The sequence below is a fragment of the Rhodococcus sp. ACPA1 genome (assembly GCF_002300195.1).
GTDB classification, from domain to species: domain Bacteria; phylum Actinomycetota; class Actinomycetes; order Mycobacteriales; family Mycobacteriaceae; genus Rhodococcus_F; species Rhodococcus_F opacus.
Window position 1 is genome coordinate 241,637 of record NZ_NSDX01000014.1, and the last position, 15,896, is coordinate 257,532.

The window sequence follows — 15,896 nt, forward strand, 5'->3', positions numbered from 1 at the left end:
GCCTTTCATTTGTCAGGTCAGCGCTTTGCTCTTGAGCGTCTCGAACTCCTGCGGGGTGATCGCACCCGAATCGAGCAGCGCCTTGGCGTCGGCGATCTGCTGGGCCGCGGACTTACCCGCGACGTCCCGGATGTGGGTGTCCTGGGCCTGTTTGACCTGCCCGAAGGCCGCCGCGGACCGCTCGGTCATGCCCTGGTTACGCACGATCAGATAGATCAGCGCCGACAGGAACGGGATCAGGAACAAAAACAGCAACCACAGCGCCTTCAGCCACCCGGACATCTGGTGGTCCCGGAACAGGTCGGTGATGATCGCAAAGAGCACCCTCAGGTAGGCCACGAACAGGAAAAAGACGAAGATGAACCAGAAGAACTCCAAGAAACTGTCCATGGTGGGTGTTCCGTCCACTCGGTGACTCTCCGGTCAGGAGGCCAGGATCTTGGCCTTCTCGGCGTTGAACTCGTCGTCGGTGAGAACCCCCTGCTCGCGCAGCTCACCGAGTTGCTTCAAGGCGGTCAGACGGTCGACACCAGCTGCGGGCGGTGGCGACGGCGGTGGGGCGGGCGGCGGCGCGGGCGCGGCCGTCTGCTGCGGTTCGCCCGCGCCCCAGCGGCGGCCTTGCCGCCGCGAGACCCGGTTGGACACCGTGGTCGCGGTTCCCGCGACCACGGCGGTGCGGGCAATTCCGCGGAGAAGTCCGGGCATGATGTGCTCCTCACGAATTTTCAGGTGGGGTCGTCGAGAGCATCGAGCGCCGCCAGGATGCCCTGGACGGGTACCCGTCCCGACGCGACGAGTTGGGCGCCTTCCCGGCGTAGCGCGGAGGCGAACGGTGCGGCCCAGCGGTTCTCGTACACGAGGATCGCTCCGGCGCAGCCCGGTTCGAGGACAGCGCCTGCCTGCTCGAGATCGCCCCGGTCGATCAGGCCCGACGATGCCTCGGCGAACAGTGTCACATCGACGGTCCCGGTGAAGCCCAAATCCTCGACAGCGATCCCTGAGAGCGATCCGTCGGCGCCTTTCCGCACGAAGACCAGGTCGAGGACCCGAATGATGTTCCCCTCGACCAGGTCAAGCAGCAGCGGAAGCGCGGAGCCGTCGGGCGGGTGCTCGGCCGGAAACTCCACCACCAGATAGTCGATGGGCCCGACGTCGTCGAAATCCGTGTCGGTCACTGCTTCGACCTCGCTTCTGACGACCGCAGCGATACAACATCAGGCGCAAAATCTGCGCCTCCGGGCATGCGAAATGCCTCGTCCCAGCAAACACAGTTTCCCATCCACGCCCCAGGATGCGTCGGAAAACGACAACACCCGATTGCACAGGCCGATCAGAATCTCTCTCCGGACCATTGATTCCCGGCCACGCAGCCGAGCCGAACCGCTGCGCGGGGTGCGCTGAGCTCGCGAAGCCACCATCGGTGGCCGGAATAGCCCCCATCGGCCGAGAAACACGACTGACGCGGCCTGGGGCATGGTCTAAACCGCTCGCTTTCCGCGATCCGTTACACAGCCAACTCTGCACGGATTGCGGCCGCGTTTACTGTCCGGTGACACGGGATTGTCCTCGGTGTGGAGCTGTGACCTCGGCCGAGGAATTTTGACTGGCGGGATTCAGGTGTGCCTGTCAGCGTTTCGGGGGTTGGTGACATGGCCGCCGGGCGCTGTGTGCCAGTGAATCTTGCTTGAACCGGCGTGTGTTGCCGTCTGCTCATGCACCGTCGGCAGGCTGCGGTGATTCGCATCGACCCTGCGAACTGGCCTACCAGCCAGGGTGGGGTGAACACGAACCGAGCAAACTACAGTGGCGAGACAGCACGGACAAGCAAGATTCATTGGCAAAAAGGAAGATCTTCTGTCACAGGACATTTACTCTCGTCCTGATGCCGGCCCAGCGCTTAGACGGCGTGTAGGTTCCACGTCTCGGCGTCACTTCTCTGAATCTTTGACCTGAGGGTTCTCAACATCGTGTCAGTACCCGATTCTCGCGAACTTGTCGGAATCCTCAATTCGGCTGGAACGCTGAGCGAAGCACCGGATGGCGATCCGCCGACGGTGATGAGCACCAAGCCACTCAGGGTGGGGTTACGGTGAGAGACTGGGATGGTGGAGCGCACGCCGATCGAGGTCGCGGACATTTTCGTCGAGACATACCCACAGCGACGAGGTCACGATGCGGGTGGCCGTCGACCATGTGAGACCGTTGATCGTCGATCACCCCCGGAATCGCAGGCCGAGGCGCGGACACTGAAGGAGTTGCTCGATGACGTCCGATGACCGACCCTCATGACCAGCGGATACCCGCCGCAGTGCCCTACCGTCCGTCGCGGCGACCAGGCAATCGGGTTCTGCCCATCGCCCAACGGCTGCTACGTCCGCGCATGGTGGGCACACAATGGCAACCCGCTCGGCGCCTATCCCACCGTCGAACTGGCCGTCTCCGCCGCGCTCGCCGCCCTCGGGAGCGACGATCCCACCCGGGATGACGGCGACGACCCCGCCGAAATCGCTCGGGAAGCCACCCGCATCGAGACAGCCCTGCGCGAAGTCGACTGGTTCGCGCTCGGCTGGTAGCACCGCCGGTTCCGCGACAGAAACCAGAAGCCCGATACGCTCACGCCCCGAAAGGTCGGCGGCGCTCGTGTGGATCCTCTCCCCAGCGGCCGCACACGACGCCGAGACCCAGGATCGCACAGCACTGCCAGCACCCGTCCTGCACGTACCTGACCTCGACCTCTCTGGTCCTGGGCACGCATCCAGTGTTGTCCCGAGTGACACGAAACCTGGAAAGTGATACGCGAGTGACATGAAATTTGGAAAGTGACACCGCTTTGCGGAACCTACACGGCGACTGCGCGCCGGCGTGAATAGTCCTCTGCTGCGGCTTACTTCCGGTTTGTGCGCGGTTGGTGACGAGAATTCCGCTTCCCGCACCGTCTCCCGGGAAACCGCACTTCAAAGCGTTTTCCGGTGCACGTGCTGTCGCCGGGGCTGACAGGGATAGGCAGCTGCCTACTCAGAATCGGGTGAGCCGGGCGTACTCGACTGCGACTTTCGCTGATAGCGCGATGGCGTGAGCGACTCGGTCCGTCTTCCATTCCCTGAGCAATTTGGCGCCCTTGGAGGAGTTGCACGGCTTGCAGACGGGAACCAGATTGTCTTCGTGTTCCCATCCGCCCTTTGTCAAGGGCCGGACGTGATCCACCACTGCGCTCGGACCGCCGCAATACACACATGGACCGCTGTTGCGGATCGCCGCGTACATCTCAGCGGGTACCGGACGGACCTCCGCGCCGAGCTTCCGAGTTCCGCCGGGCGTTGTTGGTTCTCCTGTCTTGAGCGGCGCGTTTCTCTGGCGGCATTGCCGACCTGTAGCAGGGTCGGATGTCTCGAGCAAGTTAGTCGATGGCCGGTGCCTATCTCCCTGATGCGACGCCTCAGCACTGGTGCGGTGCATCAACACTGCTCGAATGAGAGATAATCTGACACAGTGTATAACTATGCAATATTCATGCCGATACGCTCGGACCTACTGACAAACAGGACCAACCGGTCTTGACCTTTCGCCGATCAGCAGCGGACGATTGAGGTTCCTAGATTTCCACCCATCTACCCGCCGGAATCCGTGGCCCCACCGCACTACGTCCAGCGAGACCGCAGCTTCACGACGGCCGGCGTGTACGTCGGTTGACTAGTCAATTCGAAAGGCAACCTGCCATGGGCAGCACGGACCTCATCACCTACTTGAACTACATGTCTACCTGGGAGACCGAATCAGATGAAAACATCGACGGCATTATTTCTGAGCAGGCTCTCTTTGTAAATCTTGGAGAATTCGATTCAGACACGGCGGTCAACGCCGAATTCGCGACGCTGTACGACTTGTCGTGCGAGGTGCGTGACCTGACCGTTGCGAAGGACGCTACCCAGATTGCCGCCGACGGAGCCGCGGTAGCTGCAATCTGGTCTTTCGGACTTGGGATGGCCGCGTTCGCCGCTCTCCAAGCTGCCGAGATAATTCAGGAAAAAGTTATTTCATCGAAGTCAACCGATCTCAACAATAAGCTGACATCGGTCGACGCTGACATCTCCGCTCAAATCAACTCGCCGGTGAGTGATTACGTCGCTAAATACAAGCAAAACAACAATCTGATTGCGAGCAAGGCTCCGGTGGGCCTCGACACGCGAACATGTCGAGGCCTTCTACTGCAATTCTTAGCGCAGGTGCAGAGAAACACGACGTTGGATGTTGGGACTTTCAAGCAGTACGCTGAGTCCGCGCGGCGTCTATACAACAGCGACGAGATAAACGCGGTCTACGATGCTTTGGATACGCTGAATCTCAGTCAAAAGACTGATGCCGACGTCAAGAAATTCATGGACTTTCTGGCGGGTTTTACTTTCCCCGGTGAGACTGAGATATCCATGGTCCAAAATGCGTGCATAGCGATTATGTTTTATAAATTGAAAATAGCGAACGCCACCATTAGGGAACAAGCAGAAGCTGCCGGCCTTCCCGTGGAGGAAGTAGACGCCACTGCTTTTGGCGCCATGGATGCTGTCGGCAAGTTCATCGCAGTTGTCGCAGTCGTCATGTCGGTAGCGGACGTTGTGTTTGAAATCCTGGACATTGAGAACGTAGTCACACAGTGTGAAAAGATGTGCGATCAACTGAACGGGCCCATTAAGCAAAGCTACCTCGACTATTTTAACGGAATAAAAACGTCAGCGCGTGCATACAAGGCGGCAATCCAGCCCGACTCTGGCAATAGTGCCGGACGCGACATTCAGCAGATGCAGAGTCAAATACAGCAGTGGGGCTCGATCACCCAATTCGGGGTCCAGATCGCAGAGATCACGGGTACGGCAGATAATTCCGGTCAGAAAAGCGGAACAGCAACCAAGACGGACCACGGGTTCTCGGGCTACAACGGGAGCTGGGAAATCGGAAACTGGGGAGACACGCTCAGATTCACCACAGCCCCAGCACTAGCCGATCGGGCGTCTGGGTCTTAACGCTGGGCGGCCGAGGGGTTGGTCGGGGTGCTGATCCGGGCGGCGATGGCTTCGGCTTCGGGGACCGGATCGGTGTCGCCGGGCCCCTCTGGGTTTGTTGGTGGGTGGGTTCGGTGGTCGGCATCGTCGGGGGAGCCGAGCCCGGGCAGCGTGGGCATGACTTCCTGATCCTCCTCGAGGTGGGCGCCGCTTGCGAGCCTCGACGCGGCCGGCGGCCGGGTGCTTATTGAGCACCGGGGGCACCGGGGCGCGGCGAGGTCAGGTGCGGGTGTTGCGGTTGAGCCAGCCCCACCCGGCGGTCACGGCGAACAGCACAATCCCGATGATCGCGAGCCACAAAATCCTTTGACCACGAGGTCGAGGACGACGAACAGCGAGCATCAGTTCATCATCGCACCCGCAGGTACCCACCGCACCGGGTCATTTCGGTGCCGATACCCGAGGTATGGCGGCGGTGATGGAGCTTGACGACCGCTCACTTACCGAAGGGGGAAGGTAGTGCATCGGCAGGGGCTCGGTGGTCACCGCGCCGCGGCAGGTCGGCATCTGCGTTGGGGTGGACGCGGTGATCTCCAGTGTCCGGCCCCGCGGGCTGAAGTGGGGCGCACCGCATCGAGCTAGTCGGGTGTGCCGAACGCTGTGACGGTCGTTCCGGGCTGCGGGAAGGCCGGTTCCGCCGAACTTCGTGTTCGAGTCGGAGTCGACGGACGGGTCGAACCGGTCCCTGAGCATGAGAGGCAACGAGGAGGGGGCACGGGCGTGGATCGCGATCGACCGGTCGGCCGTACCCTGGGGATCTGCGCACCATCGTCTTGGTCGGCAGTGTCGGTACCGGTCCCTCGTCCTGCACGCCCGCGTCGGCGGACAATGGACCTTGACACAATCGCGAGGCTTCACTCTTGCAAAGGAGCACCAATGACTGACACCGCCGTCGACGCCGCAGCATCCCTCCGGGTGACCGAGTACTGGGTGGTCGAAGTGGACCGGCACGACGGGACGTGTTGCACATTCGGACCGTTCACCGCCGAGGCAGCCTGGGCCAGAATGGAACACCGGAGCGCGCCCACCAGGTTCGCCGCCGTCGTAGGAAAACGCTGAGCGTCACGGACAGCGACCAGGACATCATCGGCATCCAGGACTTCCCGGATGGGAGCGAACGCGTCCGGGGACGTGGCGGGCAATGAAAGTAACGTTGTGTCACGTGGTCCTGGTCGTCGCGGCAGCGCTGACAATTCTTCTCGCATATGCAGCCGTCGCGATTCCTGGTTCTCGTACCGACGTTGAAATCGTCCGTACCAAATGGGTGGGGTCGACAGCCCGATCAACGAGCTAACTGTGTGTTCCCTTGGCGGTCGGCGTGATCGATGATGATAGTAGATGGGTTCTGGCGCGCTGCTGACGTCGGTTTGCACGTGGGATGTCACGGGGACAGGCGCAACCGGCCACTCTCATGGGTGCGGCCACGGACACAGCTTCCTTTCACCATCGGCCCCGGAAGGAGTAGCGGTGAATTATCGGATTATCGGACCGGTGGCGATCACGGCCACCGCCATGGTGGTGGCCTTTTCGATCGCCGGCTGCAGCACCTCGGAGACTCCTTCGGTGTCGTCACCGACGTCGGCTGCAGAATCGACTACGCCTGCGCTGACGGAGAACTCGGACACGGCCCGTGCCCAGAGCCCCGCGGACGAGATGGCCCTCGAGGCTCTTGACGCGATCGTGCAGGGTGATTTCGCCACCGTGGTGGCTCATTTCGACACGCCAATGCAGCAACAGCTTCCTCCGGAGGGCCTCGAGGCCGCCTGGGCGACCTATCAACAGCAGTTCGGGAGCTACCAGTCGCACGGAGATCCCGACGACGTCGCGGTTGGCGACCTGACCGTTGTCAACGTGCCGCTGCAGATGGAACGTGAGCCCGGGCAGTTCCGAGTCGCCTTCCACGATGACGGAACCGTCGCGGGTTTATATTTCCTGAAGGACGGTGTCCCGGTCTCATAGGTCCTGTGGGCTGGGCATGGTCCGGGGGGCGTCGAGCGGCCCACACCCTGGCGTCCTCTGCCGCAGGCGCAGGAAGACGCGGGTGTCGACACGCAATGACATCCACGGGGTCCCGATCGTGGACGGGAGCTCGGGGCGTGTCCATTGGATTCAGGTGCGTGGTGCGGGACCGGCGGCGTGTTCAGCAGCGTGATAAACGGATCTGCGTTGGTGGCGATGGCGCCCAGGCCGCCCCTCGCGGTGCCGGCGAGGATCGGTGATCCGTGACGCGAAGGTGCCAAGCTCAGAGTCAGGGTCAGTGGGAGGTGAAAATTTCCGGGGTCAGAGGAAGGCGAAAAGCGCTGTTGCTCTGATGAAACGGAATTTGGGTACGGGAGGTCGGGGCCGACTTGTCCGCTTGCCATCCTTCACGCACGCTCCATCGGCTGTCGTCACCCGGCATTCACGCCTCTATTGCGTGACGTCGCCGCAGAGGATCGGGGCGAACAGCAGGGTGGGGGTGCTGCCGTTGAGGATCTGACTCATCGGTCCCATGTGCACGTTCAGGTACCAGCGTGTGGCGGGCGGAGGGGCGTCGACGTTGTCGATGGTGGTGGTGGTGGTGGTGGTTGCGCCTGTGCCGTCGGCCTGCAGGTCGGGTACTGGATAGACGACGTCACCCTGTGCGGCGCACGAGCCGGAGTGCATGTGCACGGCATGTGCGCTATCGGGTTGTAGCCCGGTGGCTTTCACCTCGACCCCGAGAGTGTGCTGGGTGCTGTCGTAGGTCAGGGTGGCCGTCGCTTGCGGGGTTCGGTCCTGCTGGGGCGGGGCCTGAGCGTTCAGCGTCACCGGACCCGCGGGAGTGGTGCCCGCGGGGATGTCTGCGCACGCGATCGGGGTGAAGCTGACATCGGTGGTCGCCCCGAGCTCCGCCATCGGGGCGAGGTGGATATTCAGGTACGCCCCGGTCGGGATGCCGTCCGGAACCGCGGCGCTGACCACGTTCTGCTTGACCGCCCCGCTGGCGTCCGCGACAAGGTCGGGAAACGGCACGGACGGCGGCTGGCTCTGGTCGGCGCAGGTCCCCGGGTGGATGTGGATGGCGTGGCTGCTGCTCGGGGTGAAGCCGTACATGTCGACCGCCGCGGTGATCAGCCGTGTATTCGGGTCCCAGCTCAAGGTGGCAGTCCCGGTCGGCATGGTCGCGAGCGTGATCGTCGGCAGGGCATGTCCCGAGGCCGATTCGTTCGGACCCGACGACGATGAGGCCGGACTATTCGACGTCGACGAACTCGAGCAGCCGCCCAGGACGAGCACGACTGCAGCGGCGACACACGCACCGACGCTTCGCAGCATCAGAATTACCCCCAGAACTGGGCGAAGAAGCTGGCTGTCATACGAACGTAGGCCTGCCGGCGAAGCACTGTCAACGCACCCGCGCTAACCCATCCCGCGCGTTCGTCGTCGCGGTTTGCACCGCCGGCCAGGACTGGTCGGGACGTTGCGATCGAACGTGGATCGCGAACCTTGTGTACGACAGCGCGCATTTCTCACAAGATCGGCGATCATCCCGAGTCACGACGAACGGCCGGCCGATGAGGCCAGCGTCGCCGGCGCGCCCAAATCGGGCATTCGCCAGATCGGATTCTCCACCGCGCTCGGGGAGTCGGTGCGCCGCACCACCGGCCACGCTGAGGTGTGTAGGGCCCCCGCCACCACATCTGGGGGAGCGGTGGGCGGGGGCTGACGTGCCGTCGTATCGGTTGCAGCGAACTACAGCACCCGCTGAATTCTACTCACGCGCAACGGGTGAACCGTGACGGATTCTGGTCTTCTCAGACACGTCTCAGATCTCAGCATTCTCTCAGCGGGGCACGGTCATACTCCACGCATTGTGGTGCCCCTGAACCCCGGGTTCAGGGTGCTCATTACATCAGTCAATATCGCAATCTGTTGCGCCGGCGCGGGGTGCACCATCGCGCGCCGCGACCGGGCTGCCGACATTCCTGTTCTGGGACATGGCCGGTGGACGCGGGCGAGCCGATCGCACCGCGCCTACCGGCTGGTGCCTGAGGTGCCCCTTAGGCCACTCGACCCGTCGGCGCGATGTCCTCACCGGGGTCGGGTGTGATGCACCGGCTGCTTGCGGTGTCGTTCCGGGGTGTCGCGAAGTAACAGACCGGGGTTCTGTCGTGCGTCGATGGGGAACGGTCTGTCGGGCTGTGCGGTGTCCGATTCGTCTGCCGTGACAGCCTAGGGGCAGCCGAAATGCGTCGTCATTCCCTGCCGAACCACGAACAGGTCTTCTCTCAGCGATTTCTCAGCACTCACGTCATATCATCGAGCGGGGAGCACCCCGTCGGTGTAACCGGCTTCGTGGTGCTCAGAGAAGCACGAATCCTCCAGCGCTGCAGCGGTGTAGGTTGACCGGAACCGACCCTTCCGGGTCGAACCAACCTGTTAACGGAGGCATCGATGATCAATGTGCTGACGGTGTTGCTTCTCTTGCTTGCGGCACTCGGGGGAACGGCTGTAGTTCAACGCCGTGTCAACAATCGGTGAAATCGCCGCTCACACTGGCGACTCGACCTTGCCGCTGTGACGTCACATCGGGTCGGGCCGCTCACACAACAGCAGGCCGACGCGACTATCAGTCGTGTCGGCCTGTTGTTGTTCTGGTGTCGTCGACAGGCCACTGGTTCCGGACGGTGAGTCGCTAATTGAGCTTCTGCGGCATGCCGTAGGTCGTGACGGTGTCACCGCTGGATGTCACGGCGGTGGCGTATGGCCGGATGGTGACCGCACCGAGCGCACCGGAGATGGAACCATGAATTCCCTGCATCCGCACCGACGCCGCCGGTCCGTCGAATGACTGGTTCTCCAGCAGTGGGACGGTGGTGATGCCGCCCGGTGCCAGGTCGATGTCGAGTTCTTGCGACGGGATGATGTCGCCGGCGAGTCCGATGTTGGTGCCCGCGTTCAGTCCCAGGGTGAGGTCCGGGACGAGTCCCAGGTCGATGCCGTTGCTCGAGCCGATCACAAACCCCAGCCCGGGTGAATTGAGAACAATGGTCGCGCCGCTCAGGGCGATCGGGTAACCGATCTGATAGCCAACGGTGAGCTTGGTGCCTTTGAACTCTGCCGCGTTGGGGCCGGTGATGTCGACCCCGGCGTAGCCGTTGTGGAAGAACTCGACGCTGGTGGGAACGCCGTCCAACGGCGGGACCGCTTGATACTGGGTATCGCCCTGCAGGACTTCGATCCGATTGCCTCTCGCGTCGACGACGGAGCTGGAATTGTCGACGCCGGCCGAGGCGGTGCCGTTGCCCATGACTATGGCGAGCACGGCGATTCCTGCGACTGCGACTGTGCGAGTGAATTTCTTGTAGCCAAAGCGAGATGTGCTGATGTCCGTCATACCGACCCCATTCAGAGTGCTTCAAAGCAGAAATGAAGAAGTATGCGAAGCGTAACCACAGGGGCGCAGAGAATCTCAGTATTGATGAGAAGTTCACGACCTAGTTTCCTGCGACCGATGGTGGCACTGCGATGCGCCTGCTGTTCGGACAGAGCCTTGGTAGGCAACGGAATTCGGTCTATCGGAATAATGCCCGATATCGGGCATCGGAGCATTTCCCCTCGGAAGGGTGAAGTGCGTATGTCCCGGGCGCGCGCGGGTCCGGCTCGCCTCATCCGCCTGCATCAGAGGGCGCGGCGGAGGACGGCGCGGCTGTGTAGTGTCCACGCGAGCTGGGCAAGTGTAGGACTTTGTTGCTGAATGAACGCTGAGAATCGGACTGGGCTGAGATTTGGATCTCAGCGTGAAATGCGCCCGATGGGATTCGACTCGGGCAACCGATACGGTGGCCCGCGTGGGGCCCTCAGTGCCGCCTGTGGAGCCCGCGTCGCACATGGTCGACGTTCATCGCACACCCCTACAATGCGGCCGTGGATCGACGCCAATTCCTCACTCTGCAGTCCCGGTCAGGGTCGCCGCCGGCATCCGATCCACGGACGGTCAGGACGTAAGCCCCAGCCGAGTGGCCAGCCAGTCCATCTCGGTGGCGAGTGCGGCGGACCACACGGCGAAGTCATGGCCGCCGCGAACCTCCGTGTAGGACACGTCCATCCCCGCCTGCCGGGCGGTGTCACAGGCTTTGCGGATCGACGGTTTGAGTTCGTCGTCGCGGTTACCGACCACGAAGACACCGGCCGAGCCGGGATAGCGATGTTCGGCGAGCAGATCGAGGGGATTGACCCGAGTGAACGCGGTCTGGTTGCCACCGAACGCGGCGTCCAGGGTGCGTTGATGATCGCCGAGGGTGGGCTCCGGGTCCCCGGAGAGGTCCAGGAACGTCGGATACGTCTGGGGGTAATTGGTGGCCATCTGCAGCGCGCAGGTTCCACCCAAGGACAAGCCGCCGATCGCCCACGCAGCGGTATCGGAGTCGACCTGAAGATGAGCCTTGGTCCAGGCGGGCACGTCCTCGGCGAGGTAGGTTGCGGCGTGGCCGAGTGGCGAATCGACGCAAAGCGGGTTGCCCCAGGTCGACCCGGTCGCGTCGGCGACCACCACGACGGGTCCGAGCCCGCCGTGGTGGTGAGCGAAGTTGTCCATGATGGTGCCCAGCCTGCCTCCGGTGAGCCAGTCCTTCGGTTGGCCGGGTTGACCGGCCAGCAGGACGAGAACCGGCAACTGCGGTCGCGGATCGGTGAAATAGGCGGGAGGAAGATAGATTTCGGCGCGCCGAGCGTGGAACCCGGAACGGTCCCCGGGGATGTTCACCGAGGTCACCTTGCCCGACCGTGGCATGTCCGCCGGCGCCGCCCAAATGGATTCGAGGGGTCGGCTCACGATCGGTGTCGGTGTCGGCGGGGGAACTGCCTGGAAGTCGATGCGAGTTACATGCTCGAACCCCATGGCTGCACCGACCGTGGGATAGGCAGCGAAGAACAGGTTGATCTGTACGGCGCAGGCCACGACCACGGCGAGGACGGCAACGACCGACACTGCAGCCGCCCACACACGGCGGGGGGCGGCGAGGATGCGGGGGACCAGCAACGTCACCGCCCACAGGGCGAGAACCGTCCACAGGTAGACGGTGAGGGGTATCGGGTCGGGAAGTGGACGCCACACTCGCTCCACCCAGAACCAGAGGCAGCCGGTCAGTACTCCCGCCGCGGCGGCGCACAGCGGTATCGCCCGGCGCCGAAACCACCCCGCCCGCCCGGTCAGTAACCACACGCCGCCCGCCGCACCCGTGGCGGCGACCACGAGTGGTACCGGCCCCGACAGCAACGACAGATCGGTCAACGTGTGCCCCTGCGGAAGTCCTGAAATCTTGCTACCACCGTTCTACCCGTTGCCACTGATCCACCGCCCCGGCCCGTGCGCGGCTCGAGCATGACGGGCCCGCCCTGACGGCGACCTGTGGAGTTCCTGAGAGTTCGGATCCGTCGTTGACGGCCTGGCCTACGATGAAGATGGACCGAGCCTCGATCTGCCCCCGAACCACCGCAGCGGATCCGGGGCATCCACGTGACGGTCACGAATATGCCAAGGACGACATCGGTCGAGGTGCCTTATCCGACGGATTCATGGCTGTACCGGATATAGGGACTGACCATCATGAACGCGAGTACAACGACCACGAGGGGTTCACGGCACGTCCTCGCAACGATCGTGGTGATCGTCTCGCTCGCCGCGCTGGGATGGGGAGCGGCGTCCGCGGACGCGACGACGACCGCAGTCCGCCCTGCGCCCGATCCGCATTGAACCGAGATACCGCCAGTGAGGTTTTTGGGGTTCATCGATGTCGTCGCGGTGAGTGGGTCGACCACGAGCGGATCGGGCGATTGTTCGGTTGATTCTTGAACAAGCCTCATTCGAGCGTCATCGGGAGCAACAAGTTCGAGGCGACGCGCGCAGCCGCGAACGTATCGACGTGAGAGACGCTGCACCGTCCGAGGAGCGCCCGCCCTTGTCCGACCCCAGCCAGGCTCACCGAAACGTGACGGACCACCTGCAGATCGAGAATCGGATACCGTTGTGCACGTGGATTATCGGATCCGCAGTCGCCGTGCCGATTCTGTGGCGGTATCCAGCCGGGTTGGTCGAGGTGGGGATCGCGCCCTGTTCGCGCTGCTGATGCCGGAGTTGGTGATCGACCGGGAGGACACCCGAGGTGGGGCCGATGCGTCGGAGGCGTCTGACGCATCGGCCGGCACACAGAGCTATCACTCCGGTTCAGCGCCCCGAGGGCGATCCGGTGCACACTGAGTCGATGGACGTCGCCATCTCCTCACGCCTTCGATCCTTTCCGCGGGCAGCGTGGACGTATGTGCGGCGGGCACCCGGGACGTACATCTGGCTGGCGATACTGCTGGTGACATCGGTGGTGATGAGGAACCTGCCGCCGGATGTCCTCGCCCAGGTTCTGGGCGATCGATCGACCAACTTGCATCATCTTGCCGAGGATCCCGTTCGGGTACTGATCTCGAGTGCCTTCTGGCTCGCCGGCGGCGGATGGATCACCTACTTCATTTCGTTCAACGTCTTCCACGTCCCGGCGGAGCGCTGGCTGGGGACGCTTCGGTGGTTGTGGGTGGTGGTGATCGCGCACGTCGGCGCGACATACATCAGCGAGGGGGCGCTGTACTGGGCAATTCGCCATGGCCACGCCCCCGCGTCGGCGGTCGACACGCTCGATATCGGTGTCAGTTACGGACTGGCCGGAGTGATCGCGGTGCTGACCTACCGCATTGGCGCACCGTGGCGTTACCCGTATGTCGCAGCAGTGCTGGGGTTCTTCGCCGTCCCGCTTCTCGTGGACCTGAACTTCACGGCGATCGGACACTTCACCGCGGCACTTCTCGGTCTGGGGTGTTATCCGCTGGTTCGCTCGCGCAGGGGCACGTGGTCCCCGGTGGAGGCGGTCCGCCGTGTACGGAGAATGAGGGCGGTCTCCTGAATCCGGATGGATCGCCGCGCGCCGCGCGCCCGAGTGACGACCGTTTAGATGCGGGAGTGCCCTGGTATCCGGTCGCCGACCACGGTGCCGTGGGCGTGTGCTCGCAGCGCTCCGCGTGTTCAGGGTAGGCGTTGGTTGAGAACGAGTGCGGTGCCGGCCGCCACCGCGATCACGATGGATCCGAGGATCAGCCACGGTCGGCTGGCGTCGCCGAGGTGGGTTTCGTAGCCGATCTGTTGTTGCAGATTCTGGTAGCTGGCTTGAAGCTCGTCCGCGCTGGTCGCGGTGAAGAACGAACCGCCGGACAGGTCCGCGATCTGCCGCAGAGACTCGTCGTCGACGGGGACGGGGACGTGGCTTCCGTTGAGCTCGATCGTGCCGGCAGTGGTGCCGAAGGAGATGGTGGAGATGGGGACGTTGTGCTCCTTCGCGAGGCGGGCGGCGGTGAACGCGCCGCGCGGATCGTTCAGGTCGGTGGGCGCGGTCTGCTTGCCGTCGGATTCGAGGACGATCCGGGCGGGTGGCGGTGTGCTGCCTCCGCCGAGTACGCCGGCGAGGGTGTCGATCGCGTTCAGGGCGGTGAAGATCGCTTCTCCGGTCGCGGTCCGTTCGGCGAGTTGCAGATGGTCGAGGGCGTTGTCGGTTGCGGTGTGGTCGGTGATCGGTGAGACCAGCATCGATGCCGTCCCCGCGAACGCCTCCAGTCCGAGGTTGATGCCGGGGGTGAGGTTGTCCGCGAACGTTTTTGCGCCGGCCTGGGCTGCGGCCAGCCGCGAGGGTGGTACGTCTGTTGCGCGCATCGACAGTGACACGTCGATTGCGAGGATCACCGTGGCACGGTTGCGCAGAACTCTGGTCTGCGCCAGGGGTCCGGCCATGGCGACGGTCAGCAGCAGCAGTCCCACCAGTAGCAAAGCTGGTGGTACGTGCCGCGACCAACTGGGCCGGGTCGGTGCGATGGTCTCGAGTAGTTCCAGATTGGTGAACCGCAGAGTGTGTTTGCGCCGCAGGCGCAGTACCCACAGGTAGCCGATCGACAGCGCGGCCACCGCGGCGGCGAAGACCAGCCACCCCGGTGCCGCGAGACCGGAGAACCTCATGAGCCGGCACGAACCCAGCCTCTGAAGCCGCTTCGAGAGTGCTGATGTGGCATCTGTGCGGCGAACGCCGTCAGCACGGCATGCCCCACGGTCAGACAGATCGCCGCGACAAGCACTCCCGCCACCACCTCGGTCAGGGGCGTCCCGAGATACAGGTATGCGCCGGCGAGAGACACGACCGCGATCACCACGGCTGCGGCCAGAAGCGTCCGGAAGGTGCGGCTGCGGCCGATACCGGCGATCACCGCCGCCATACCCAGCACCGTGGCGGTCGTGCTGAAGTTCGCCGACAACGCGTTCCCGGTGTCGAGGGCGGCGGCCGAGAATACGGCGCCCATCACTGCACCCAGCATGATCGAGGCCACCGGCACCGGCCAACGGCGCCGGATCAGCACGATCTCGGCCACCGCGGCCGCGGCGATCGCGCCCGCGCCCGCGGGGGCGATCGCCGCGATGCCCAGGGTGGCAAGGTGATCGAGTCCTGCTCTGTGGTGTGCCGTCAGCACGGAGGTGATGGAGCGGTCGGCGCCGGTGAGCCACCCGCCGTCGCGGATGTGAACGCAGACAATGCCCAATGCCAGGGCCAACGCCGCGGTGCGCAGCCCGCTCGCCTGCCCGGACCCGGTGACGACCATACCGGCGACGAACACCGCAAGCGCGATCCCGAGGACCGTCAGAGCGATCTCCATCGTCGCGGTCTCGGTCACGACCTCGGTGACCATCTCCCGAACAAGGGGCAGAGTGCCGGACACCCTTCCAGTCTGGTGCGCGGGTGCTGTGGAAACGCTGAGAGCGGGTAGCGCAGACGGACCTTCTGTGTTCTGCTCTGG

Annotated in this window: 16 protein-coding genes; 6 read left to right on the forward strand and 10 right to left on the reverse strand. The window is 63.7% G+C overall.

The features are described 5' to 3' along the window. Window positions 1-12 precede the first annotated feature (12 nt). The 3 genes from CJ177_RS44070 to CJ177_RS44080 are packed head-to-tail and all read right to left on the reverse strand — an operon-like array spanning window position 13 to window position 1,175. Complete coding sequence (locus CJ177_RS44070; RefSeq protein WP_095870890.1) at window positions 13-390, reverse strand: SHOCT domain-containing protein; 378 nt, start codon at window positions 388-390, stop codon at window positions 13-15. A 33-nt stretch (window positions 391-423) separates the two neighbouring features. Beyond that, window positions 424-705 carry an SHOCT domain-containing protein gene (locus CJ177_RS44075; RefSeq protein ID WP_095870891.1) on the reverse strand — a complete coding sequence of 94 codons (282 nt, stop codon included), beginning with the start codon at window positions 703-705 and terminating at the stop codon, window positions 424-426. Window positions 706-725: 20 nt separating this feature from the next. After that, the gene (locus tag CJ177_RS44080) at window positions 726-1,175 is read right to left on the reverse strand and encodes a DUF6325 family protein (RefSeq protein WP_095870892.1); all 450 of its coding nucleotides are present in this window, start codon (window positions 1,173-1,175) and stop codon (window positions 726-728) included. Between the two features lie 1,110 nt (window positions 1,176-2,285). Here CJ177_RS44080 and CJ177_RS44090 point away from each other — a divergent pair. Then, window positions 2,286-2,573, forward strand: coding sequence for a hypothetical protein (locus CJ177_RS44090; RefSeq protein ID WP_095870894.1), 288 nt, complete (start codon window positions 2,286-2,288; stop codon window positions 2,571-2,573). A 442-nt stretch (window positions 2,574-3,015) separates the two neighbouring features. Here the strand turns inward: CJ177_RS44090 and CJ177_RS49675 are convergent, their stop codons facing one another. After that, window positions 3,016-3,456, reverse strand: coding sequence for an HNH endonuclease (locus CJ177_RS49675; RefSeq protein WP_143548819.1), 441 nt, complete (start codon window positions 3,454-3,456; stop codon window positions 3,016-3,018). A 260-nt stretch (window positions 3,457-3,716) separates the two neighbouring features. Here CJ177_RS49675 and CJ177_RS44100 point away from each other — a divergent pair, with 260 nt between their 5' ends. Then, window positions 3,717-5,015, forward strand: coding sequence for a hypothetical protein (locus tag CJ177_RS44100; protein ID WP_095870896.1), 1,299 nt, complete (start codon window positions 3,717-3,719; stop codon window positions 5,013-5,015). Here CJ177_RS44100 and CJ177_RS44105 read toward each other — a convergent pair. After that, entirely contained in the window at window positions 5,012-5,173 is a 162-nt protein-coding gene (locus CJ177_RS44105; protein WP_257015020.1) for a hypothetical protein, read from the reverse strand. The two genes, CJ177_RS44100 and CJ177_RS44105, sit on opposite strands and share 4 nt — an antisense overlap. A gap of 757 nt (window positions 5,174-5,930) precedes the next feature. On the opposite strand from CJ177_RS44105, the gene CJ177_RS44110 reads away from it, so the two are divergent. Together CJ177_RS44110 and CJ177_RS44115 are read left to right on the forward strand one after the other, a co-directional pair. Beyond that, a complete protein-coding gene (locus CJ177_RS44110; protein ID WP_095870897.1) occupies window positions 5,931-6,113 on the forward strand; it encodes a hypothetical protein in 183 nt (60 codons plus the stop codon). 408 nt (window positions 6,114-6,521) lie between these two features. Further along, window positions 6,522-7,013, forward strand: coding sequence for a DUF3887 domain-containing protein (locus tag CJ177_RS44115; RefSeq protein WP_179443459.1), 492 nt, complete (start codon window positions 6,522-6,524; stop codon window positions 7,011-7,013). Window positions 7,014-7,463: 450 nt separating this feature from the next. Here CJ177_RS44115 and CJ177_RS44120 read toward each other — a convergent pair whose 3' ends face one another. The 3 genes from CJ177_RS44120 to CJ177_RS44130 all read right to left on the reverse strand — a co-directional run bounded on the left by CJ177_RS44120 (window position 7,464) and on the right by CJ177_RS44130 (window position 12,309). Further along, the gene (locus CJ177_RS44120) at window positions 7,464-8,351 is read right to left on the reverse strand and encodes a CHRD domain-containing protein (protein WP_095870899.1); all 888 of its coding nucleotides are present in this window, start codon (window positions 8,349-8,351) and stop codon (window positions 7,464-7,466) included. Window positions 8,352-9,711: 1,360 nt separating this feature from the next. Further along, window positions 9,712-10,413, reverse strand: a complete 702-nt coding sequence (locus tag CJ177_RS44125; protein ID WP_095870900.1) for an MspA family porin — start codon at window positions 10,411-10,413, stop codon at window positions 9,712-9,714. 600 nt (window positions 10,414-11,013) lie between these two features. Next, window positions 11,014-12,309 carry an esterase family protein gene (locus CJ177_RS44130; protein ID WP_095870901.1) on the reverse strand — a complete coding sequence of 432 codons (1,296 nt, stop codon included), beginning with the start codon at window positions 12,307-12,309 and terminating at the stop codon, window positions 11,014-11,016. A gap of 315 nt (window positions 12,310-12,624) precedes the next feature. Here CJ177_RS44130 and CJ177_RS47835 point away from each other — a divergent pair, with 315 nt between their 5' ends. Then, window positions 12,625-12,771, forward strand: coding sequence for a hypothetical protein (locus tag CJ177_RS47835; RefSeq protein ID WP_179443461.1), 147 nt, complete (start codon window positions 12,625-12,627; stop codon window positions 12,769-12,771). Window positions 12,772-13,279: 508 nt separating this feature from the next. Beyond that, on the forward strand, window positions 13,280-13,966 hold the full coding sequence (locus CJ177_RS44140) for a rhomboid-like protein (RefSeq protein WP_095870995.1): 687 nt from the start codon (window positions 13,280-13,282) through the stop codon (window positions 13,964-13,966). 119 nt (window positions 13,967-14,085) lie between these two features. On the opposite strand, the gene CJ177_RS44145 is transcribed toward CJ177_RS44140, so the two are convergent. Together CJ177_RS44145 and CJ177_RS44150 are read right to left on the reverse strand one after the other, a co-directional pair. Continuing rightward, a complete protein-coding gene (locus CJ177_RS44145; protein ID WP_095870903.1) occupies window positions 14,086-15,066 on the reverse strand; it encodes a VWA domain-containing protein in 981 nt (326 codons plus the stop codon). Then, entirely contained in the window at window positions 15,063-15,773 is a 711-nt protein-coding gene (locus CJ177_RS44150) for a hypothetical protein (RefSeq protein ID WP_257015021.1), read from the reverse strand. Before CJ177_RS44150 ends, CJ177_RS44145 begins: the two co-directional genes overlap by 4 nt. Window positions 15,774-15,896 lie beyond the last annotated feature (123 nt).

Excerpts from the sequence above, each read along its gene's own strand:
- CJ177_RS44125 (WP_095870900.1), bottom strand. The coding sequence starts at position 10,413 with ATGACGGACATCAGCACATCTCGCTTTGGCTACAAGAAATTCACTCGC.
- CJ177_RS44090 (WP_095870894.1), top strand. The coding sequence starts at position 2,286 with ATGACCAGCGGATACCCGCCGCAGTGCCCTACCGTCCGTCGCGGCGAC.
- CJ177_RS44070 (WP_095870890.1), bottom strand. The coding sequence starts at position 390 with ATGGACAGTTTCTTGGAGTTCTTCTGGTTCATCTTCGTCTTTTTCCTG.
- CJ177_RS44145 (WP_095870903.1), bottom strand. The coding sequence starts at position 15,066 with ATGAGGTTCTCCGGTCTCGCGGCACCGGGGTGGCTGGTCTTCGCCGCC.
- CJ177_RS44105 (WP_257015020.1), bottom strand. The coding sequence starts at position 5,173 with ATGCCCACGCTGCCCGGGCTCGGCTCCCCCGACGATGCCGACCACCGA.
- CJ177_RS44100 (WP_095870896.1), top strand. The coding sequence starts at position 3,717 with ATGGGCAGCACGGACCTCATCACCTACTTGAACTACATGTCTACCTGG.
- CJ177_RS44120 (WP_095870899.1), bottom strand. The coding sequence starts at position 8,351 with ATGCTGCGAAGCGTCGGTGCGTGTGTCGCCGCTGCAGTCGTGCTCGTC.
- CJ177_RS44110 (WP_095870897.1), top strand. The coding sequence starts at position 5,931 with ATGACTGACACCGCCGTCGACGCCGCAGCATCCCTCCGGGTGACCGAG.
- CJ177_RS47835 (WP_179443461.1), top strand. The coding sequence starts at position 12,625 with ATGAACGCGAGTACAACGACCACGAGGGGTTCACGGCACGTCCTCGCA.
- CJ177_RS44140 (WP_095870995.1), top strand. The coding sequence starts at position 13,280 with ATGGACGTCGCCATCTCCTCACGCCTTCGATCCTTTCCGCGGGCAGCG.
- CJ177_RS44075 (WP_095870891.1), bottom strand. The coding sequence starts at position 705 with ATGCCCGGACTTCTCCGCGGAATTGCCCGCACCGCCGTGGTCGCGGGA.
- CJ177_RS49675 (WP_143548819.1), bottom strand. The coding sequence starts at position 3,456 with ATGCACCGCACCAGTGCTGAGGCGTCGCATCAGGGAGATAGGCACCGG.